Here is a 20,778-nt window from a genome sequence, read left to right as displayed (position 1 = left end):
GCCAATTCGTTAATTAATACAGCGCCTTACCGTTGCTGTCTTTTATACTGGTCTTCCAGGCGGTACGAACCTGCTCGACAACGTTATCCGGCAGGCTGGCGTAGTCCAGATCATTCGCCTGCTTAGCGCCATTTTTGTAGGCCCAGTCGAAGAACTTCAACACTTCAGCACCCTGCTCAGGTTTCTTCTGCGCTTTGTGGACCAGGATAAAGGTGGTGGAGGTGATTGGCCACACATCGTCACCTTTCTGGTTGGTCAGATCCTGCGCGAAGGTTTTGCTCCAGTCTGCGCCTTTCGCCGCATTAGAGAAGCTCTCTTCCGTCGGGCTTACCGGTTTGCCGTCGGCAGAAACCAGTTTGGTGTAGGCCAGGTTGTTCTGCTTGGCATACGCATACTCAACGTAGCCAATAGCGCCTGGCAGACGCTGTACAAATGCCGCGATGCCGTCGTTACCTTTACCGCCCAGGCCGGTTGGCCAGTTCACGGTAGAACCCGCGCCCACTTTCGATTTCCACTCGTCGTTGACTTTCGCCAGGTAACTGGTGAACACGAAGGAGGTACCGGAACCGTCAGCGCGACGCACCACAGCGATGTTCTGAGAAGGCAGCTTCACGCCTGGGTTCAGTTTGGTGATGGCTTCATCATCCCACTTCTTGATTTTACCGAGGTAGATGTCACCCAGCGTTTTACCATCCAGCACCAGTTCACCGGATTTGAGGCCTGGAATATTCACCGCCAGCACCACGCCGCCGATCACCGTCGGGAACTGGAACAGGCCTTCCTGATTCAATTTTTCGTCAGACAGCGGCGCATCGGAAGCGCCGAAATCAACGGTATTCGCGGTGATTTGTTTCACGCCGCCGGAAGAGCCTATCCCCTGGTAATTGACTTTGTTACCGGTTTCTTTCTGGTAGGTATCCGCCCATTTGGCATACACCGGCGCAGGAAACGTTGCACCGGCACCTGTCAGGCTTGCTGCTGCAAAGGCAGAGAACGCGCTCATCGATAAGGTCGCGGCGACAACAGTTGCGACAGTGGTACGCATAACTTTCATAATGTCTCCTGCACGGTTTCGGTAAATCGTTGTTTGAGTTGCTACGATGAGCAAAATAGGACAAATTGATGACAGTTATATGTCTTGATTATGACGGTTTGATGACAATGGAAATAAAAAAGCTGGCCCGGGGAGACACCAGACCAGCCTGCAGGGGGAGATGAATTAAACTGTTTGCGCAACCGCAGACGGTTTCAACAGCGCGTACATCAGGCCGCAGACAATCGTGCCCAGGGCAATTGAGAGCAGGTACTGCATCACATGTTCTACCGCATGTGGGATCGCCAGGACAAAGAGGCCGCCGTGTGGCGCCATCAGTGTACAACCGAAATACATCGATAGTCCCCCGGCGATTGCGCCACCGACCATCGTGGAAGGGATGACGCGCATCGGGTCACGCGCGGCGAAGGGAATCGCCCCTTCAGAGATAAAGCACAGCCCCAGGATAAAAGATGCATTACCCGCTTCATGCTCAGCGGCATTGAATTTCGCTCTGGCCGCCCAGGTTGCGACGCCCATTCCTAATGCCGGTACCATCCCTGCCGCCATAATGGCCGCCATCGGCATATACGAATGAGAAGCCAGCAAACCGACGCCGAAGGTATACGCAGCTTTATTCACCGGCCCGCCAAGGTCAAAACCTTGCATTGCGCCCAGCAACATTCCCAGCAAGATAGCATTCGTAGAGGTCATATTCCCCAGGAACGTCGTCAGCCCTTCCATCACCGCAGAAACGGGGCCACCCACCACGTAAATCATGATAAGGCCGGTAATCAGCGTAGACAGTAGCGGCAGAACCAGCACAGGCTTAAGTGCTTCCATTGACGCCGGCAGCTTAATATTTTGCGCCAGAAACCGTACGCTGTAACCAGCCAGAAAACCGGCCACAATCCCTCCCAGGAAACCAGCACCGCACAGGCTGGCCAACATCCCGCCAATAAGCCCCGGGGCCAGACCCGGACGATCGGCAATTGAGAAGGCAATAAACCCAGCCAGTACCGGCACCATCAGCGCAAAGGCCGCCTTACCACCAATTTGAAATAGCGCAGCCGCCAGCGTGCCCGGCTCGTTGAAGGCCTGGATACCGAAGACAAAAGAGAGCGCGATACACAATCCTCCCGCCACCACCAAAGGAAGCATATGGGATACGCCGGTCATTAAATGCTTATAAACGCCGGGTAGCTCTGTTTTACCAGCTGAAGAAGAGCGCCCGGCATTCCCCTGATAGACCTCGGCGCTATTGAAAGCATTATCCATTTCCTGCGCACTCTTTTTTAGCGCCGCGCCGGTACTGGTGCGATAGAGTCTTTTGCCAACAAAGCCTGACAGATCCAGCTCAATATCCGCCGCGATAATCACCACATCCGCTTGCGCTATCTCTTCCGCGGTCAGCGTGTTCTTCGCCCCGACGGAACCGCGGGTTTCAACCTTGATCCAGTCACCACGCTTGCGGGCTTCAATTTCCAGCGCTTCTGCCGCCATAAAGGTATGGGCGACGCCCGTCGGACAGGCCGTCACAGCAACAATTTTTTTAGTCATAGTAGGGTACCCTGTTCTTTTAATTTAAAGAAAAAGCGGGAAAAAATGTTACAGGCGTGACCAAGCCGCTGCTTTCTGGAACAGCGCGTCATCCGGGCGAATCCCGGTATAAAGGACAAATTGCTCCACGGCCTGAATAGCAAACACTTCGGAACCGGTAATCACGGTTTTACCGCGTTCACGGGCGTAGCGGATTAGCGGCGTGACGGGCGGTAGCGCCACCACATCAAAGATAACGCTCGCCTTATCCACTTCCTGTTCGGAATAAGAAAGTTTGTCGGCATCATTACCGCCAGCCATTCCGATAGGCGTGGCGTTAATTAACAAATCGGCTTCAATACCGTCGGTATCCGGGCGCCATTCATAGCCATAGAGTTCGGCCAGTTGTTTACCTGACGCTTCATCAATCGCGACAATATAACCACGGGTAAACCCCGCATCCTTCAGCGCGCAGGCCACCGCCTTTGCCATACCACCGCTGCCACGCAAAGCAAACACCAGGTCGGGAGAGACCTTGTAACTCGCCAGCAAGCGAGCTATTGCAATGTAATCGGTGTTGTACGCCTTCAGATGGCCATTGGTATTCACAATGGTATTAACTGAGTGAATGGCCTGAGCGGAAGCATCCAGTTCATCCACCAGCGGAATGCAGGCTTCCTTAAATGGCATAGAGATCGCGCACCCACGGATCCCCAGACCGCGCACGCCGCTAATGGCCTGCGTAAGATCGGTCGGCGAGAAAGCTTTGTAGAGATAATTGAGATCCAGCGCTTCGTACAGATAGTTGTGAAAGCGTGTACCGAAGTTACTTGGGCGTGCCGCCAGGGACATGCAGACCTGAGTATCTTTATTAATGCGCTTTGTCATGATGAATCCTCATAGAAGTTGCGATAAAGAAAATCATCGGCTAAAAAGGGGATATTAAAAATTGCTCATTCCCGTTCGGGAAATTTCACCTTTTATGACAACCCGGCACACTGAACAAAAATACTTAAAGCTACTCCAGCACTATGGCGACAAGCCCGTTAGCGTGACGCTACAGGAGCTCGCGGATGTGTTGTTCTGCACCCGGCGGCATATGCGTAATCTGTTGCTTCAGATGCAGGAGGCAAAGTGGCTCATCTGGCAATCACAGGCCGGACGTGGGCATCGCGCCCGGCTTCACCTGCGCTATAAACCAGAACAGCTGTTAAGCGAAAAGGCGGAGCAGTTACTGGAGTCTGGTCATGTTGATCAGGCCATTCAACTGCTGGGTAAAAATAAGCACCAGGTGGCGCAACTGTTGCGTTCAAAGCTGGGCTATAGCGTGCGGGCAGACTATCAGCGGCTGTGCATCCCCTATTACCGGACAATGCCGTCGCTGTGCCCCGGCATACCGTTGCGTCGCTCTGAGCAGCATCTGGTCAGGCAGATTTTTAGCGGCCTGACGCGCATAAATGAGGAAAAAGGTGAAGTCGAAGCCGATCTTGCCCACCACTGGCGGCAGATTGATCCACTGCGCTGGCGTTTTTATCTGCGCCCCGCCGTCCTCTGGCATGATGGTCAGGAGCTGACGATCGACGCGGTTATCGCTTCACTGACCCGCAGCGCTAAGCTGCCGTTGTTCTCGCACTTGCAGACCATTCAGGCCACCGGGCCGCTGAGCCTTGAAATTACGCTGGCGCACCCGGATAACCGACTGCCGCTGCTGCTCAGCCATATTGATGCCATGATCCTACCGCCTGACCATACACAACGCGCTGATTTCCCGGCACATCCTGTGGGGACTGGCCCTTATGAGGTGGTGGAAAACAATGGCTTTCATCTGCAAATGAAGGCCTTTGACCACTATTTCGGTCTGCGCGGGCTGCTGGATGAAGTGGAGGTCTTTATCTGGCCGAATTTAACGGAGACAGACAACCTGGCGGAATCGCTGTCGGATAACGACACGGCAGCCTGGCTCAGCTCCAGCCTGAGCGATGAGGATTACGTTTCCGGACGGCTTAGCCAGGTATCAGGCAAACCTTCTGACAACCTGCGCGAGATGTTTCTTGAGCGTGGAGGATATTTTTTATTATGCGACAGCCGCTCCCCGCACTGGCATACCGCCGAACATCGCCGCTGGCTACGGGAAACACTCAGCCCTTACGCCATACTCCAGCATCTGAGTGAGGCAATTCGCCCCTTCTGGGTACCGGGCGGCAGCCTGCTGTCCTCCTGGTTTCATACTATTGAGGCGGGCCCGGCCTGTTCACCTTTTATCTCGTCGTCGCCCTACGCAAAACTGCGTCTGGCCTATCACGATCAGCACCCTGAATTTCCAATGCTCCTGGATATCATGCAAGAGATCATGCGCCAGCAGGGCATTTTACTTGAGGGCGTTGAGCTGAATTATGATGACTGGGCGAATGGCAAAACCAATGTGGATCTCTGGCTGGGGACGGTCAATTTCCCCATTCCCGAAGAGTGGAACGTCGGTACATGGCTACTGGGCTCCCCTTTACTGCGCCACGCCATCAGTGGTGGGGATGATGCGCTGCTGGCCCAATGGGAAACCCAGTGGCATGCCGAAACCATCAGCGCGGAACAACTGGTCAGGGAAACCACCCGTTCAGGCTGGCTACAACCGCTTTTTCACCACTGGATGCGACTCAAAAGCCCAGACCGGGCCAGGGGGATCCACCTGAATAACCTGGGGTGGTTTGATTTCCGATCCACCTGGATTGAGCCAGGGCCGTAGTTCATTGATATGACTTATTTTGTAATTAGATTAGTTCGTTATTTCCAGCGTGATCGTGGCGTAAGCTTCAAATGTACCAGGTTGAGGCCGTGCTCCCGTCGCGCTGGCAGGCGCGGCAGAAAAAGTCAATGAGTTAGTCTCGGCGCCGCCATTATTGACGCCCATATCCATATCCATTTTTCCGCCTGTCACCTTAACCATCTGATCCCATTTGTCATAAATCATAATTCCGACATCATCATTACCCAGAACTTTCATCATATTTGCGCTGGAATCAACGGGGTCAGCATTAAATGTCGAATAGACGATATTCTCATCCAACATTCCGGTACATTTCACCTGTACCGCTTTAGTCACTTTATGACCCGCAGCAGCGGTGCCTTGCGTTGTCGAGAAATCCGCAACCGGGATCTTACCGAAATTCACCTCTATCACCTGGCCGGAATCAATTTCACAGCTCTGCGGCGCCACGATATCGCCAACAATTCTGACTTCCGCCAATTTGTCGGTACTGGCAGTCGAGGAGCTGGCATCAAGCCCCCCGTATAAATTAGCCACAATCGTGCCAGGAATGGCAACCTGACCGACAAACGGTTTATTGATAAGGAAAGAGACCTTGACCTCCGACCCGGTATATAACGTTGCGAGATTGCCCTCAACGGTATCGGTATAACAATTCATCCCATCTTTTACTACATTAGGTTCAGCCTCAAAGGGAACCGCAATAAAGCCTCGTCCAAGAACAGTAATCGACGTTGCAATACTCAGGTTATCGTTAAGCGTATAGTAGGTGTAACCATTTCTGGTGGTATCAATACTCAGCGGCGAACGAGCGGTATAATAGACTTCACGAAACGTCGATGAAAAATGGGTCAGACAGCTACAGCCAACTTTATATGATTCTGACGATGTTAATGTCTCCAGATCCCTAACCTCTGTTCCGGCTTTATTTTTTTCTGCGGGAATCCGGGCGTCATTGAGATTAAGGTTATAAATATAAGTCCCTTTAACCGCATGACAAATGCCATCGCCAGCCCGGCAAACAGGCGAAATAAGAACCATAAAGCATGAAAATAATATTATTGTCCATAAGCGCATAATTAAATTCCTTATTGGCAAGTGACGGCTTGCTGCACCAGTTCAGCATTCTCTGGTTTATGACCTAACGTATAATTAACGGCACATGTTGTTGATTCATCACCGCCCCAACCCAGAGTGAAACGACCGTTTTCCGGCATCCCCGATAAATAGAGTTCGCCGTTATCGCCGACAATCCCGGTTACCGTTCCGGAATCCAGCTCCGCCGACGCCATCGCGCCAAACGGCGCAGGTTTGCCATTCGCCTGCATCACATTAAACAACACGCGATAACCGACATGCGTCACAAATGCCGCCTTCACCACGGCGCCGCGCGTTGGCACCAGATTGACTACCGTGTTATCCAGCTCAATATTGGCTTTAGCAAAATAGTTGCTGTCAATCGCCACGCGGTTTTCATCGTACGGGTTAAGCTGCGTTTTCACCGTATAGCCTCGCCAGTCTGTAGCAACCCCGGTCGTGTTTTCTACGGTAAGACCATCAGCGCCCGGCGCTTCTACCAGCGCGACGGTTTCCCCCAACTCCTGCGAGAAGGTCACACCGCCGCTGTGAACCAGGATGCCGCCGCGCGCACCATAGTTCAGCGTCTGTGAATCACGGCTCCAGGCATAACCGCCGTTTACTGAACCATAAGTACCGTCATACCCCATGCTGGCGTTACCACCATAGGTATCCTCCGGCGTACTGGTCCAGGATTCCTGCACGTTATAGGAAAGATTGTGACCTTCCAGCAACGTGCCGCCAACGCCAGCCTGCATAGTGCTGTCGTTATGATTATTTTGCGTCATCGAGTAGTTAACGTAGCTGCTCTCCATCGCCCCTGAAAGCGGGATGGAAACCGTCAGCATGAATATCTGTTCGTGATCGCTGTCATCGTTGTCGTTTTTATTATTGCTACCGGAAGAACGATTCGCAGAGTCGGTATAGTTCCACGACGCGTTCCACGAAATTCGCCGCCAGCTATTGCTATAGCCAAACTGCACCAGGCGCTCGACTTCATCCGTTTGCCAGTATTGCTGACGGCTTAATGTCAGATAAATATTGCCAAAACCGGGGCCAAATGATTGCGTCCAGGTTCCTTCCACGCGGCTACGGCGGTTGCCCGTCTCCCAGAAATCAGAGTTGTTGTCCTGCCGCGATGCCCACTCGCCGAGGGTGTAATAGCCTTCCGTGGAATAACGGTACCCCACCAGACGGAAACTGGTGTCGGTATCCTCAAAGCGTTTGGAATAGAGAAAACGGTAAGACTGACCGCTTTCATTATCACCATCGTCAAAGTGTGAACGGGCGTGGGTCACATCAAACGATACGGCCCCGATCGACCCCATATCTTTACCCATACCAAGCGCGGCGGAAGCATAATCGTCCGCAACCTGCGTGCCGCCATAGAGCGTTAATCCCCATGGCAGGCCATGCAGCACCTGCGCCTGAACAACGTTAGGGGTAAATCCGCTTTCATCGCGCATTTCACCGACGCTAATATCAAAATCGGTCTGGCCTTCACGCTTCAGTATCGCCAGCGACGCGTACGGCTGGGTAAAGTGCTGCTCGCTGCCGTCTTCTTCTTTAATGGTGACATCAAGATCGCCACCGCCGCTGGTGGTGTTCAGATCGGTGATCTCGAAAGCGCCCTGCGGCACGGCTGACTGATAAATGACATATTTATTCTGCCGGATGATAACGGTGGCGTTACTTTTCGCCACCCCGCGAACCACTGGCGCAAACCCGTTCTGGCTCGACGGTAGCATGTCATCGTCGGTATAGAGTCTGACGCCGCGGATCTGGGCGCTATCAAAGACATCACTCGCCGTCCAGGTGTCGCCGACCATAATCTGGCTACGCAGCGCGGCGATATCGCGCTGGATATAGCTACTGATGGAGTGATATTCCGTGTCGCTGCCGGTGGCGCTTAGCGTACTGTAATTACGCAACCGCCACGCCCCCAGGTTAATTCCGTTACGCAGGTTCAGATAATAAGAGTCATCGTTTCCATTGTCGTAATTAGACTTTACCGTGTGCGATCCGGAAAAATCATAATTGACCATCATCGCATTGATGCCCTCATCCCAGCGTGACGGGCTGATATAGTCATAGGCCGCCGTGTTCAGATAGATCTGTGGAACAGATATATTTAACGCCAGCTTATTTGCATCTAATGACCAGATAGAACCATCAATTAACGGAACGGGATTCACGCAGGCTGTATTATCGACATCCTGCAAGCCTTTCACCGCATCAACCTTAACACCATACGACGACAATACCTCCTTAACCGCGACAAAGCAGGGATGCAATTCGGCATCCGGTTGATCCTGCACAAAGGTCACATCCCGTCGTTCAAACAGTTTCCCGTTAATGACGATATCGACCTTATAATCGCCCGGCGGCAACGCGTTGGAACGGTTAAACTGATGAATATCCACGTCCACGGGGTGATCGATTTCCAGCAAACCAGGGTTAAACAGCGTTTCCCTGGCCATTGTCGGGAAAGCGATACTCAGATAAGCACCTGAAATCAAGACGAGGCAAAGACGGGGGTGAATCATCAAGATATCCTTATCGCAAAACTAAAGCGCTTGCTTAACAGGGCTACTAATCGCGCCGTAATCATTAATAAAACGCCAGGCTAAAGCGTGCCCCGTAACACCAGCAGGTAAATCCAGCGTTAATTTTTCAAAAGGCTTTATCATATTCAATGGAACATCTTTACCGTCTACAGAGACATCCATGATATTCATATGAATAGGACTATTATTTTCTACAACCAGTTTATTTCCCTGCCGATACCATTTGACTTTAGCTACCGCCTTTTCCGGGATAAGCGTAATAGAGGCCGGGCGCCAGAATAACTTGATACGCGTTTTAATTGCGATCTCAAGCGTACTGCTATCTTTATTTTTACTGGATGGCGGAATGTTTTTCACGTTAAACCAAAAAACAGATTCACGATCCTTTGGCAACTCACCCGCTGTTTTAATAATGCGCAGCACTTTTTCCTGACTCGGCTCAAGACGAGAAACAGGCGGAATGACGGTAAAAGGTGGTTTGCTCTTATCATCCTTACTGAAAGGATCAATCCATACTTGTATTAGATAAGGCAAATCAACTTCTTTATTGTAAATAGAAATAGTAGAGTCAGGATCGTTGCCATGAAAAATGACGCGAGTTCCACCGACCACAATACCTGAAAAAGCAGAGGGAAGATTAAGGCACAGGAGTGCCAGAATAACTATTTTTATTCCACGAGCAAACATAGACAAACTCATCCCTGGATAAAAAAGACGCCGGGCATTTATACAACTACAGTTGTTCACAATGGCAGGCGTCAATAAATTAATAAAAGACGTTTAAGAAGAGCGAATCTTATTTTTGGTATTCGACAGTGAACTGAGAATCTGCGTTAGCAGTACCCGCAGTGACGGTTGCGTCAGTGGCGATATAACGCGCGATAAACTCCATAGAAGCCGTACCCGCTGTGGTATCAATCGTGCTATACGCAGAATCGTTGTACAGTTTAACTTGTGAGTTATCCGCGCGGTTGTAAATACGGATCGCTACGCCAGATGCTGTAATGGCAGCGCCGTCACCGGTGTAATCACCCGGGGCATCGCCATTAGCAGGGTTGCCGATAGCCAGGTCGCCATCGCTGTTGGAAGCTTCGGTACCATCAAAACGAACGGCAGCCTTAGTATACGTAGCCGGGCACCCGGTCAGGTCGATATGGAACTCGGTAGGCGCAGCGGTACTTCCCACGCCAGCAAATGCCGTTTTGTTAACTTTGCCTAAATTAACGTTTTGATCAGCGGTTTGTGGCGTGACCTGGCAGGTGCTGTCAACCACTTCGCCAAGGAAGTGAACGGTGCCATCAGATGCCATTGCATTACCTGTCAGCATAGTAGAAGACAGAACCAGAGCGCTGGCAATTAAATTCAGTTTCATTATAACTCCATTGATATATTATATATCCCGATGTTTCATTTAAAAATAAATAAAACACAATGTGTCTACAACGGAAGCGAATACTACTCCCGAGAAAATAAATATCAAGCAGTCAAATTTACACAATGGAATTGTTTGAGTGAAATAACAGGCAATATTATCTTTTTAAAATTTTATTTTTACTAAACCAAAGAATATAAATAATTATATACAAACACTAAAGTCAGAGACATTTAACATACATATTTTTAGGAAAAAATTTATTTTTTAGTTTAACAATCAAACAATTGTTTATTTATCAACCACTATTCCGTTATTCTCATCTCCCGTAAATATTTTTTATTTTTGTTCAAAAAACTCATAAAAAAAGGCCGTCTATCGACAGCCTTTTTTTTGGTACAACATTTGACTTACTCTACCGTCACCGATTTCGCCAGGTTACGCGGCTGGTCAACGTCGGTGCCTTTAATCAGCGCCACGTGATACGCCAGCAGTTGCAGCGGAACGGTGTAGAAGATAGGCGCAATGACCTCTTCCACATGCGGCATCTCAATGATGTGCATGTTGTCGTTGCTGACGAAACCCGCATCCTGATCGGCGAAGACGTACAACTGACCGCCACGTGCGCGAACTTCTTCGATGTTGGATTTCAGTTTCTCCAGCAGTTCGTTGTTCGGCGCCACCACAATCACCGGCATGTCGGCGTCAATCAGCGCCAACGGCCCGTGTTTCAGCTCGCCTGCAGCATAGGCTTCCGCGTGAATGTAAGAGATCTCTTTCAGCTTCAGCGCGCCTTCGAGCGCAATCGGATATTGATCGCCACGCCCCAGGAACAGCGCATGGTGTTTGTCAGAGAAATCTTCCGCCAGGGCTTCGATACGTTTGTCCTGCGACAGCATCTGCTCAATACGGCTCGGCAGCGCCTGTAGGCCATGCACGATATCATGCTCAATGGACGCATCCAGACCTTTCAGACGCGCCAGTTTCGCCACCAGCATCAACAGCACGGTTAACTGGGTGGTGAAGGCTTTGGTAGATGCTACGCCAATTTCCGTACCCGCGTTGGTCATCAGCGCCAGATCGGATTCACGCACCAGCGAAGAGCCCGGCACGTTACAAATGGCCAGAGAGCCCAAATATCCCAGCTCTTTCGACAGACGCAGGCCAGCCAGGGTATCTGCGGTTTCGCCAGACTGTGACAGGGTAATCATCAGGCTGTTACGGCGCACGGCAGATTTGCGATAGCGGAATTCAGAGGCGATTTCAACGTCGCACGGAATACCTGCCAGCGATTCAAACCAGTAACGGGAAACCATACCGGAGTTGTAAGACGTACCGCAGGCGAGGATCTGAATATGCTCAACCTTCGACAGCAGTTCGTCGGCGTTCGGTCCCAGCTCGCTTAAATCCACCTGACCGTGGCTGATGCGCCCGGTAAGGGTGTTTTTGATCGCGTTCGGCTGTTCGTAGATCTCTTTCTGCATGTAGTGGCGGTAAATACCTTTATCGCCCGCGTCATATTGCAGATTGGATTCGATATCCTGACGTTTTACTTCCGCGCCGGTGTTATCGAAGATATTTACCGAACGGCGAGTGATTTCAGCGATATCGCCCTCTTCAAGGAAGATAAAGCGACGAGTCACTGGCAACAGCGCCAGCTGGTCAGAAGCGATAAAGTTTTCGCCCATACCCAGGCCAATCACCAGCGGGCTACCAGAACGTGCAGCCAGTAGGGTATCCGGGTGACGGGTATCCATGATTACCGTACCATATGCGCCACGCAGTTGCGGGATAGCACGCAGAACAGCCTCACGCAGAGTACCTCCCTGTTTCAGTTCCCAGTTTACCAGGTGTGCAATCACTTCGGTGTCGGTTTCAGAAACGAAGGTATAGCCACGCGCTTTTAACGCTTCACGCAGCGGTTCATGGTTTTCGATGATGCCGTTATGCACCACCACAATGTGTTCAGAAACATGCGGATGCGCGTTAGCTTCTGAAGGTTCACCGTGCGTCGCCCAACGAGTGTGAGCAATACCGGTACCGCCATGCAGAGGATGTTCTTCCGCTGCCTGAGCCAGCATCTGGACTTTACCGAGGCGACGCAGGCGGGTCATATGACCTTCTGCATCAACCACGGCCAGACCGGCAGAGTCATATCCGCGGTATTCCAGACGACGTAAACCTTCGAGAAGGATTTCAGCTACATCACGCTGCGCGATAGCGCCAACAATTCCACACATAGTTTTATTTCCTGATTATGGCATTACGCCATGCGTTGTCGCTGACCTGTATGCCCGTCGTTGCGGGCGCCCCGAGCCTTGTAGAGAATGGGGTTATTTTTATAAGTACTGCTCATGGAGCGGAGGATTATTTTATCCTCTTATCTCCGGTCTGCCGGATGGCGCTGACGCTTATCCGGCCTACAAAATCACTTTTTCTTCACCGGACGCTGCCAGCCTTGCTTATGCACCTGCGGCACGCGGCTTAATACCAGTTCATTGTCGGCTACATTACGGGTGACAGTAGTCCCTGCGGCGATGGTGGCCCCTTTACCAACAGTAACCGGCGCCACCAGTTGAGTATCGGAGCCGACAAACACATCGTCGCCAATAACCGTTTTGAATTTGTTCGCGCCATCATAGTTACAGGTGATGGTCCCCGCGCCGATATTCACGTTGTCGCCAATTTCCGCATCGCCCAGGTAGGTCAGATGACCGGCCTTCGAGCCTTTACCGAGACGCGCTTTTTTCATTTCAACAAAATTGCCGACGTGAGCGCCCGCTAACAGCTCAGCGCCGGGACGCAGGCGAGCAAACGGGCCGATGGTGCAGGCCGCTTCCAGATGCGCATCTTCCACCACGCTGTATGGGCTAATTTCGCAGTCATCGCCAATAACGCTGTTTTTAATAATGCAGCCCGCGCCGATCTTCACGCGGTGACCGAGCGTTACATAACCTTCGATGATAACGTTAGCGTCAATTTCGACATCCATTCCACAATGAAGGGTGCCGCGGAGATCAAAACGTGCCGGATCGCGCAACATAACGCCGGATAACAGCAGTTTCTCCGCCTGTTCGGCCTGGTAAATACGCTCCAGACGAGAAAGCTGTAGACGGTTATTCACGCCGTCCGTTTCGCTGATGCGAGCCGGATGCACCGCGGCGATTTCTCGTCCTTCCTGATAAGCCAGCGCAATGATATCAGTGATGTAATATTCACCCTGCGCATTATTGTTAGTCAGCTTAGACAACCAACGTTTCATGTCCGCGCCGTTGGCGATCAGAATACCGGTGTTAATTTCCTGAATCTGACGCTGTTCATCAGTGGCGTCTTTATGTTCAACGATGCCGGTCACTTTACCGTTTTCACGCGTAATACGGCCATAGCCGCTCGGATCGTCCAGCTTCACGGTTAATAACCCAATACCACCCTGCGGTTTGGCATCGCGCAGGTGCTGTAAGGTTTCAACCGAAATCAGCGGCACGTCGCCGTAAAGCATTAAAATATCTTCATCGTCGCTAAAAAAGGGCGCGGCCTGCTGCATTGCGTGACCTGTTCCCAACTGTTCCGCCTGAAGCACCCAGTTCAGCTTGTCATCTTTCAGGGTCTGTTTTAACAACTCGCCACCGTGGCCATAGACCAGATGAACCTGTGCGGCCCCTAATTTAGTAGCTGCATCAATGACATGCTGCACCATGGGTTTACCCGCCAGCGTGTGCAGCACTTTAGGAATATCGGAATACATGCGCGTGCCTTTACCTGCGGCAAGGATCACTACGCTCATAGCACTATTTAACATACGCGTCCTGACTGTAATTTGAGAACGAATTTATACTGTTTCACGTTGAAAATACTACATTTTTTTCATCGTAAAATGGAAGAAGGATAAAACGCTCACCGGGATAACATCCCCGCCTGCTAATGAATCATTTTCGTTCATTACCGCGCCTCTTGTCTCCTGAAAAGTAAAAACACCCGCGTATTGGCAACGTAGTCCGATGTTTTTGCTGTTTTTTTACTCCATAAATAAAGAAGATAACGTAATAAAGCGCAGGGGAGTCAGAAAAGCAAAAACCAGCGACAGAGGCCGCTGGTTTTCCGTTGCGCGTATTTTTTACTTAATTACGCGACATAAAAATCCGCAAAATATACCAGAACATGGTCGCGATAGAAGCGAACAGATGTAATGCCGCGCCAGCAGGGCGATCGGTAGGGTAATGGTGAATAATGTTAGAAGTATCGTAAAGTATAAACCCGGCGCACAGTAGTACCATTAGCGCAGAAAACCAGACGCCCAGCGAGAAGCCGCAGATGACGCTGGCAATAATCGCGCCAAAAGCAATGAACCCAGCCATAGTCAGAAACGAGCGCAGAAAAGAAAAGTCTTTTTTTATAGAAAAAGCGGTAAACGTCAGGCCGCCGACCAGCAACAGAGTCGTTATTGCCGCCGCGCCAATGCTCGACGGGTTAATATACGCCGCCACCGTTAACAGGGGGGCAAAAATCAGGGATTCTGCCAACACATAAATCCCCAGCCCGATAAGTTGCGTTTGATTATTCCCCGCATTATCCGCCAGACGGGTCGCCAGCATTCCCACCAGCATAAAAGCGCCGAGAACAACCAACCAGCTATATCTTCCACCAGCCAGCAGCACATCAAGCGCATACTCCCCGACCCCTATAAAACTCCACGCCGCGCTCAATACGATAAAACCGACGATGGCGACGGCGAGATGAAGATAAGCACGACGAATAAAGGTAGTACGATCAATCCTTGAGTCGGGTTGTGGACCCGCAAAGGATGGCTGAAATGACATAGTAATAATCCCTCATTTTATGCAATAAAAACGCATCCATTCCTCCCTTCTTCGCACAATGTGCAGATGCCAATGACAGAAAGAAGGATTTAATGAAAACAGCGCTGTCGCTGAAAACGCGTCGCCTTCAGCCGCTTGTTTTTGTCGTTGCTAGTTTATCGAATAAAAATTGAGAGGATAAAAAAAAACCAGTCCGCAATCAGACTGGTTTTATGCTTTCAAGCCGGTGTTACATCGCTTTTTTGGTCAACTCGATAACGCGCAGTTTAGCGATCGCTTTGGCCAGTTCCGCAGACGCCTGAGCGTAATCCACGTCACCGTGCGAGCTCTTAATGTGCTCTTCGGCTTTACGCTTCGCTTCCAGGGCTCGCGCTTCGTCGAGATCCTGACCGCGAATCGCGGTATCCGCCAGAACGGTCACGCTGCCAGGCTGCACTTCCAGAATGCCGCCGGACAGATAGATAAACTCTTCGTGACCGTGCTGCTTAACGATGCGAATCATACCAGGCTTAATGGCGGTGAGCAGCGGCGCGTGCCCCGGGTAAATCCCCAGTTCGCCTTCGCTACCCGTAACCTGGATTTTCTCGACCAGACCGGAGAACATTTGTTGCTCCGCGCTGACGACATCCAGGTGGTAAGTCATTGCCATATCACCCTCCGATTAAGGCGTTAAAGTTTTTTGGCTTTTTCCACGGCTTCGTCGATGGAACCGACCATGTAGAACGCCTGCTCCGGCAGGTGATCGTATTCGCCTTCCATGATGCCTTTAAAGCCACGGATGGTGTCTTTCAGGGAAACGTATTTGCCCGGAGAACCGGTAAATACTTCCGCCACGAAGAACGGCTGGGACAGGAAACGCTGAATTTTACGCGCGCGTGCTACCACCAGTTTATCTTCTTCAGACAGTTCATCCATACCGAGGATGGCGATGATGTCTTTCAGTTCCTGATAACGCTGCAGGATGGACTGAACGCCACGCGCGGTGTCGTAGTGTTCCTGACCAACAACCAGCGGATCCAGCTGACGGCTGGTGGAGTCCAGCGGGTCAACGGCCGGGTAGATACCCAGGGATGCGATCTGACGGCTCAGTACCACGGTTGCATCTAAGTGCGCAAAGGTGGTGGCTGGAGACGGGTCAGTCAAGTCATCCGCCGGTACGTATACCGCCTGTACGGAAGTGATAGAACCGGTCTTGGTGGAGGTGATACGTTCCTGCAGAACGCCCATCTCTTCCGCCAGAGTCGGCTGGTAACCTACCGCGGAAGGCATACGACCCAGCAGTGCGGATACTTCCGTACCGGCCAGGGTGTAACGATAGATGTTATCGACGAACAGCAGTACGTCACGACCTTCGTCACGGAATTTCTCCGCCATGGTCAGACCGGTCAATGCAACGCGCAGACGGTTTCCCGGCGGCTCGTTCATCTGGCCATACACCAGGGATACTTTATCGATAACGTTGGAGTCGGTCATTTCATGGTAGAAGTCGTTACCCTCACGAGTACGTTCACCTACGCCCGCAAACACAGAGTAACCGGAGTGCTCGATCGCGATGTTACGGATAAGCTCCATCATGTTTACGGTTTTACCTACACCCGCACCACCGAACAGACCGACTTTACCGCCCTTCGCGAACGGACACATCAGGTCGATAACTTTGATACCGGTTTCCAGCAGTTCCTGAGAGTTTGACAACTCTTCGTAGGAAGGCGCTGCGCGGTGAATCGCCCAACGCTCTTCTTCGCCGATCTCGCCTTTCATGTCGACCGGTTCGCCCAGGACGTTCATGATACGACCCAGCGTAGCTTTACCTACCGGGACTTCGATCGGGTGTTCGAGATCTTTTACATCCAGACCGCGACGCAGACCGTCAGAAGACCCCATCGCGATGGTACGCACAATACCGCCGCCAAGCTGCTGCTGAACTTCTAGCACCAGCTTCTCATTACCATTCTGCACCTCAAGGGCATCGTACACGCGTGGTACGGCATCCTGAGGGAACTCGACGTCGACCACGGCGCCGATTACCTGGACAATCTTTCCAGTAGCCATCTTAAATCCTCTACGAAATAACCTGGTTAAACCGCGGCGGCCCCCGAGACGATCTCGGTGAGTTCCTGAGTAATGCTGGCCTGACGAGCTTTGTTGTATACCAACTGCAGCTCTTTAATCAGGCTGCCGCCATTATCGGTTGCGGCTTTCATCGCCACCATTCGTGCGGCCTGCTCGCTGGCCAGGTTTTCTACCACGCCCTGATAAACCTGAGACTCCACATAACGACGCAGGAGAGTATCCAGCAGCGCTTTCGGGTCTGGTTCATACAGGTAATCCCAGGCTTTACGCTTCAGATCATCATCTTCTGACGCCGGCAGCGGCAGCAGTTGAGTGATCGTCGGCACCTGAGACATGGTGTTAATAAATTTGTTGCTGACAATGTAAAGCTTGTCCAGACGGCCTTCGTCGTAGGCCTGCAACATCACTTTAACCGGACCGATCAGTTCGGACAGAGAAGGGTTATCCCCCATACCTGTCACCTGAGCGACAACGTTGCCGCCTACGGAATTAAAGAATGACACGCCCTTAGAGCCGATCATTGCGAGTTCGCACTGAACGCCTTTATCGGACCATGCCTTCATATCCGCCAGCAGCTTTTTGAACAGGTTAATGTTCAAGCCACCGCACAAACCACGGTCGGTCGACACTACCAGGTAGCCCACGCGTTTAACGTCGCGCTCTTCCAGGTAGGGGTGCTTATATTCCAGATTACCGTTCGCAAGGTGACCAATCACTTTGCGCATGGTCTCTGCATAAGGACGGCTGGCCGCCATGCGATCCTGCGATTTACGCATTTTGGAAGCGGCGACCATCTCCATCGCTTTAGTGATCTTTTGCGTGTTCTGGACGCTTGCGATCTTACTACGTATCTCTTTTGCGCCGGCCATGAGCTTCTCCTCAATGCCTTACGGCCTGCCCTAAGGCAAGCCGCCAGACGTTACCAGGACTGGGTTGCTTTGAAGGAATCGAGGATGCCTTTCAGCTTGCCTTCGATTTCGTCGTTATAGCCACCGGACTGGTTGATCTCTTGCATCAGTGGAGCGTGATCACGGTCGACGTAAGCCAGCAGTGCGGCTTCGAAGCTACCGATTTTCGCCAGTTCGACATCCGCCAGATAACCACGTTCTGCTGCGAACAGAACCAGAGACTGCTGCGCGACGGACATCGGCGCATACTGTTTCTGTTTCAGCAGTTCGGTCACTTTCTGACCGTGGTCAAGCTGTTTACGGGTGGCATCGTCAAGGTCGGATGCAAACTGAGAGAACGCCGCCAGTTCACGATACTGCGCCAGCGCGGTACGAATACCACCGGACAGTTTTTTCATGATCTTGGTCTGGGCTGCACCACCTACACGGGATACCGAGATACCCGGGTTAACCGCAGGACGAATACCGGCGTTAAACAGGTTAGATTCCAGGAAGATCTGACCATCGGTAATGGAAATTACGTTGGTCGGAACGAACGCGGAAACGTCACCTGCCTGCGTTTCGATAATCGGCAGCGCGGTCAGTGAACCGGTTTTCCCTTTCACTTCACCTTTGGTGAAAGCTTCGACGTAGTCGGCGTTAACACGCGCAGCACGCTCCAGCAGACGAGAGTGGAGGTAGAATACGTCGCCCGGGAATGCTTCACGTCCTGGCGGACGACGGAGCAGCAGGGAGATCTGACGGTAAGCAACAGCCTGTTTAGACAGGTCATCGTAAATGATCAGCGCATCTTCGCCGCGGTCACGGAAGTATTCGCCCATTGCGCAACCGGCATACGGCGCCAGATATTGCAGCGCAGCGGATTCGGACGCGGTTGCCACCACTACAATGGTGTTAGCCAGCGCGCCATGTTCTTCCAGTTTACGCACCACGTTAGAGATGGTGGACGCTTTCTGGCCGATAGCGACATAGATACATTTGATGCCGGAGTCGCGCTGGTTGATGATGGCGTCGATAGCCAGCGCGGTTTTACCGGTCTGACGGTCACCGATGATCAGTTCACGCTGACCACGACCGATTGGGATCATGGAGTCAACGGCTTTATAGCCGGTCTGCACCGGCTGATCGACAGACTGACGATCGATAACGCCCGGCGCAATCGCTTCAACGGCAGAGAAGCCGTCATTATCAACCGGACCTTTACCGTCGATTGGCGCACCCAGGGTGTTTACCACACGTCCCAGCAGGCCGCGGCCAACCGGAACTTCCAGGATACGACCCGTACATTTAACCTTCATGCCTTCGGCAAGGTCAGCGTATGGACCCATGACTACCGCACCCACGGAGTCGCGCTCCAGGTTCAATGCGATAGCGTAACGGTTACCCGGCAGGGAGATCATTTCACCCTGCATACAATCGGCCAGGCCGTGAATGCGGATAACACCGTCACTGACAGAAACAATAGTACCTTCGTTGTGAGCTTCGCTCACCACATTGAACTGAGCAATGCGCTGCTTGATCAGTTCGCTGATTTCGGTGGAATTCAGTTGCATGCTCCAGTCCCCTTAAGACTGCAAGACGTCTGCAAGGCGCTCAAGACGGCCGCGTACGCTGCCATCAATGACCATATCACCCGCCCGGATGATAACGCCTGCCATTACAGACTTATCGATTTTGCAATTCAGCTTCACTTTGCGTGACAGACGTTTTTCCATCGCGGCGCTGATTTTCGAAAGCTGCTCTTCACTCAATGCGGTTGCCGACGTAACTTCTACCTCGGAGGTAGCTTCACTGGCGGCACGCAGATGAATAAACTGCTCCAGAACATCCGGGAGCGCGTTCAGACGATTATTTTCAGCCATCACCCGAATCAGGTTCTGACCGTTTTCGTCTAACTGCTCACCGCAGACTGCGATAAACGACTCAGCGAGCGTTTCCGGCGCCAGCGCGCCAGAGAGAAGCTCTGCCATTTGTTCGTTCTTGGTTACCTCGGCGGCAAACGCCAGCATATCCTGCCAGCGCTCTACACTTTGGTGTTCAACGGCAAAGTCAAAAGCTGCTTTGGCGTAGGGGCGAGCTACCGTAACAAATTCAGACATCAGCCCCTCCCTCCTTACAGTTCAGCGACAAGTTTATCCACGATGTCGCTGTTAGCAGCTTCATCCACGGAACGTTCGATGATCTTCTCGGCGCCAGCAACAGCCAGGATAGCAACTTGCTTACGCAGCTCTTCACGGGCGCGTTTACGCTCGGCTTCAATTTCCGCCTGCGCCTGCGCCACGATTTTAGTACGTTCCTGCTCTGCTTCAGTTTTGGCTTCGTCCAGGATCTGAGCGCGGCGTTTGTTTGCCTGCTCAATGATTACCTGAGCTTCCGCTTTCGCTTTTTTCAGCTGGTCGGTCGCGCTGGCCTTTGCAAGGTCAAGATCCTTATGTGCTCGTTCAGCAGAAGCGAGACCGTCAGCAATTTCTTTCTGACGTTTCTCGATGGCTGCCATTAACGGCGGCCATACGTACTTCATGCAAAACCAGACAAAGAGAATAAACGCGATGGCCTGGCCGAGGATTGTTGCGTTAAGATTCACAGCACAATGCCTCTATCTAGTTAACCTTCTGATATTGCTCTTAATTC

The 20,778-nt window shown here is 51.8% G+C and carries 17 protein-coding genes; 1 reads left to right on the top strand and 16 read right to left on the bottom strand.

Annotated elements, in window-relative coordinates:
• Window positions 1-13: 13 nt before the first annotated feature.
• The 3 genes from pstS to NA197_RS21325 all read right to left on the bottom strand — a co-directional run bounded on the left by pstS (window position 14) and on the right by NA197_RS21325 (window position 3,460).
• Window positions 14-1,054 (bottom strand): phosphate ABC transporter substrate-binding protein PstS, encoded by a 1,041-nt coding sequence (pstS, locus tag NA197_RS21335; RefSeq protein ID WP_000867131.1) that lies wholly within the window; start codon window positions 1,052-1,054, stop codon window positions 14-16.
• A 165-nt stretch (window positions 1,055-1,219) separates the two neighbouring features.
• Window positions 1,220-2,593 (bottom strand): fructose-specific PTS transporter subunit EIIC, encoded by a 1,374-nt coding sequence (locus NA197_RS21330; protein ID WP_072103814.1) that lies wholly within the window; start codon window positions 2,591-2,593, stop codon window positions 1,220-1,222.
• A 48-nt stretch (window positions 2,594-2,641) separates the two neighbouring features.
• Window positions 2,642-3,460: a shikimate 5-dehydrogenase gene (locus tag NA197_RS21325; RefSeq protein WP_000166716.1), complete on the bottom strand. Its 819-nt coding sequence runs from the start codon at window positions 3,458-3,460 to the stop codon at window positions 2,642-2,644.
• Window positions 3,461-3,554: 94 nt separating this feature from the next.
• On the opposite strand from NA197_RS21325, the gene NA197_RS21320 reads away from it, so the two are divergent.
• Window positions 3,555-5,312, top strand: a complete 1,758-nt coding sequence (locus tag NA197_RS21320; protein WP_064043231.1) for an SgrR family transcriptional regulator — start codon at window positions 3,555-3,557, stop codon at window positions 5,310-5,312.
• Window positions 5,313-5,342: 30 nt separating this feature from the next.
• Here NA197_RS21320 and stgD read toward each other — a convergent pair whose 3' ends face one another.
• The 13 genes from stgD to atpF all read right to left on the bottom strand — a co-directional run bounded on the left by stgD (window position 5,343) and on the right by atpF (window position 20,731).
• On the bottom strand, window positions 5,343-6,374 hold the full coding sequence (gene stgD, locus NA197_RS21315; RefSeq protein ID WP_243765094.1) for a fimbrial protein StgD: 1,032 nt from the start codon (window positions 6,372-6,374) through the stop codon (window positions 5,343-5,345).
• 47 nt (window positions 6,375-6,421) lie between these two features.
• A complete protein-coding gene (locus NA197_RS21310) occupies window positions 6,422-8,956 on the bottom strand; it encodes a fimbria/pilus outer membrane usher protein (protein WP_064043233.1) in 2,535 nt (844 codons plus the stop codon).
• 21 nt (window positions 8,957-8,977) lie between these two features.
• Complete coding sequence (locus NA197_RS21305) at window positions 8,978-9,664, bottom strand: fimbrial chaperone (RefSeq protein ID WP_239698483.1); 687 nt, start codon at window positions 9,662-9,664, stop codon at window positions 8,978-8,980.
• A gap of 109 nt (window positions 9,665-9,773) precedes the next feature.
• On the bottom strand, window positions 9,774-10,349 hold the full coding sequence (gene stgA / locus NA197_RS21300; RefSeq protein WP_064043235.1) for a Stg fimbria major subunit StgA: 576 nt from the start codon (window positions 10,347-10,349) through the stop codon (window positions 9,774-9,776).
• A 410-nt stretch (window positions 10,350-10,759) separates the two neighbouring features.
• Complete coding sequence (gene glmS, locus NA197_RS21295; RefSeq protein ID WP_000334058.1) at window positions 10,760-12,589, bottom strand: glutamine--fructose-6-phosphate transaminase (isomerizing); 1,830 nt, start codon at window positions 12,587-12,589, stop codon at window positions 10,760-10,762.
• 188 nt (window positions 12,590-12,777) lie between these two features.
• Window positions 12,778-14,148, bottom strand: coding sequence for a bifunctional UDP-N-acetylglucosamine diphosphorylase/glucosamine-1-phosphate N-acetyltransferase GlmU (gene glmU, locus NA197_RS21290; RefSeq protein WP_058116066.1), 1,371 nt, complete (start codon window positions 14,146-14,148; stop codon window positions 12,778-12,780).
• A 319-nt stretch (window positions 14,149-14,467) separates the two neighbouring features.
• A complete protein-coding gene (locus tag NA197_RS21285) occupies window positions 14,468-15,166 on the bottom strand; it encodes a Bax inhibitor-1/YccA family protein (protein ID WP_000009904.1) in 699 nt (232 codons plus the stop codon).
• 229 nt (window positions 15,167-15,395) lie between these two features.
• A complete protein-coding gene (locus NA197_RS21280) occupies window positions 15,396-15,815 on the bottom strand; it encodes a F0F1 ATP synthase subunit epsilon (RefSeq protein ID WP_001251971.1) in 420 nt (139 codons plus the stop codon).
• A 20-nt stretch (window positions 15,816-15,835) separates the two neighbouring features.
• Complete coding sequence (atpD, locus tag NA197_RS21275; protein WP_000190499.1) at window positions 15,836-17,218, bottom strand: F0F1 ATP synthase subunit beta; 1,383 nt, start codon at window positions 17,216-17,218, stop codon at window positions 15,836-15,838.
• Between the two features lie 26 nt (window positions 17,219-17,244).
• Window positions 17,245-18,108: a F0F1 ATP synthase subunit gamma gene (gene atpG / locus NA197_RS21270; protein ID WP_000896506.1), complete on the bottom strand. Its 864-nt coding sequence runs from the start codon at window positions 18,106-18,108 to the stop codon at window positions 17,245-17,247.
• Between the two features lie 50 nt (window positions 18,109-18,158).
• Window positions 18,159-19,700: a F0F1 ATP synthase subunit alpha gene (atpA, locus tag NA197_RS21265; RefSeq protein ID WP_001176751.1), complete on the bottom strand. Its 1,542-nt coding sequence runs from the start codon at window positions 19,698-19,700 to the stop codon at window positions 18,159-18,161.
• 12 nt (window positions 19,701-19,712) lie between these two features.
• Window positions 19,713-20,246, bottom strand: coding sequence for a F0F1 ATP synthase subunit delta (atpH, locus tag NA197_RS21260; protein ID WP_001288957.1), 534 nt, complete (start codon window positions 20,244-20,246; stop codon window positions 19,713-19,715).
• Window positions 20,247-20,260: 14 nt separating this feature from the next.
• Window positions 20,261-20,731 (bottom strand): F0F1 ATP synthase subunit B, encoded by a 471-nt coding sequence (gene atpF / locus NA197_RS21255; protein WP_001052212.1) that lies wholly within the window; start codon window positions 20,729-20,731, stop codon window positions 20,261-20,263.
• Between the last annotated feature and the right edge of the window lie 47 nt (window positions 20,732-20,778).

It is taken from the genome of Salmonella sp. NW884 (genome assembly GCF_051700745.1).
Taxonomy (GTDB): Bacteria; Pseudomonadota; Gammaproteobacteria; order Enterobacterales; family Enterobacteriaceae; genus Salmonella; species Salmonella enterica.
This window is presented reverse-complemented; position numbering and strand designations above follow the sequence as displayed.

Bases quoted from the DNA above. Each gene is read 5' to 3' on its own strand.
- glmU (WP_058116066.1), bottom strand. From the start codon at position 14,148: ATGTTAAATAGTGCTATGAGCGTAGTGATCCTTGCCGCAGGTAAAGGC.
- NA197_RS21325 (WP_000166716.1), bottom strand. From the start codon at position 3,460: ATGACAAAGCGCATTAATAAAGATACTCAGGTCTGCATGTCCCTGGCG.
- NA197_RS21285 (WP_000009904.1), bottom strand. From the start codon at position 15,166: ATGTCATTTCAGCCATCCTTTGCGGGTCCACAACCCGACTCAAGGATT.
- glmS (WP_000334058.1), bottom strand. From the start codon at position 12,589: ATGTGTGGAATTGTTGGCGCTATCGCGCAGCGTGATGTAGCTGAAATC.
- NA197_RS21305 (WP_239698483.1), bottom strand. From the start codon at position 9,664: ATGTTTGCTCGTGGAATAAAAATAGTTATTCTGGCACTCCTGTGCCTT.
- stgD (WP_243765094.1), bottom strand. From the start codon at position 6,374: ATGGTTCTTATTTCGCCTGTTTGCCGGGCTGGCGATGGCATTTGTCAT.
- NA197_RS21310 (WP_064043233.1), bottom strand. From the start codon at position 8,956: ATGATTCACCCCCGTCTTTGCCTCGTCTTGATTTCAGGTGCTTATCTG.
- stgA (WP_064043235.1), bottom strand. From the start codon at position 10,349: ATGAAACTGAATTTAATTGCCAGCGCTCTGGTTCTGTCTTCTACTATG.
- NA197_RS21320 (WP_064043231.1), top strand. From the start codon at position 3,555: ATGACAACCCGGCACACTGAACAAAAATACTTAAAGCTACTCCAGCAC.
- pstS (WP_000867131.1), bottom strand. From the start codon at position 1,054: ATGAAAGTTATGCGTACCACTGTCGCAACTGTTGTCGCCGCGACCTTA.
- atpD (WP_000190499.1), bottom strand. From the start codon at position 17,218: ATGGCTACTGGAAAGATTGTCCAGGTAATCGGCGCCGTGGTCGACGTC.
- NA197_RS21330 (WP_072103814.1), bottom strand. From the start codon at position 2,593: ATGACTAAAAAAATTGTTGCTGTGACGGCCTGTCCGACGGGCGTCGCC.
- atpG (WP_000896506.1), bottom strand. From the start codon at position 18,108: ATGGCCGGCGCAAAAGAGATACGTAGTAAGATCGCAAGCGTCCAGAAC.
- atpA (WP_001176751.1), bottom strand. From the start codon at position 19,700: ATGCAACTGAATTCCACCGAAATCAGCGAACTGATCAAGCAGCGCATT.
- atpH (WP_001288957.1), bottom strand. From the start codon at position 20,246: ATGTCTGAATTTGTTACGGTAGCTCGCCCCTACGCCAAAGCAGCTTTT.
- NA197_RS21280 (WP_001251971.1), bottom strand. From the start codon at position 15,815: ATGGCAATGACTTACCACCTGGATGTCGTCAGCGCGGAGCAACAAATG.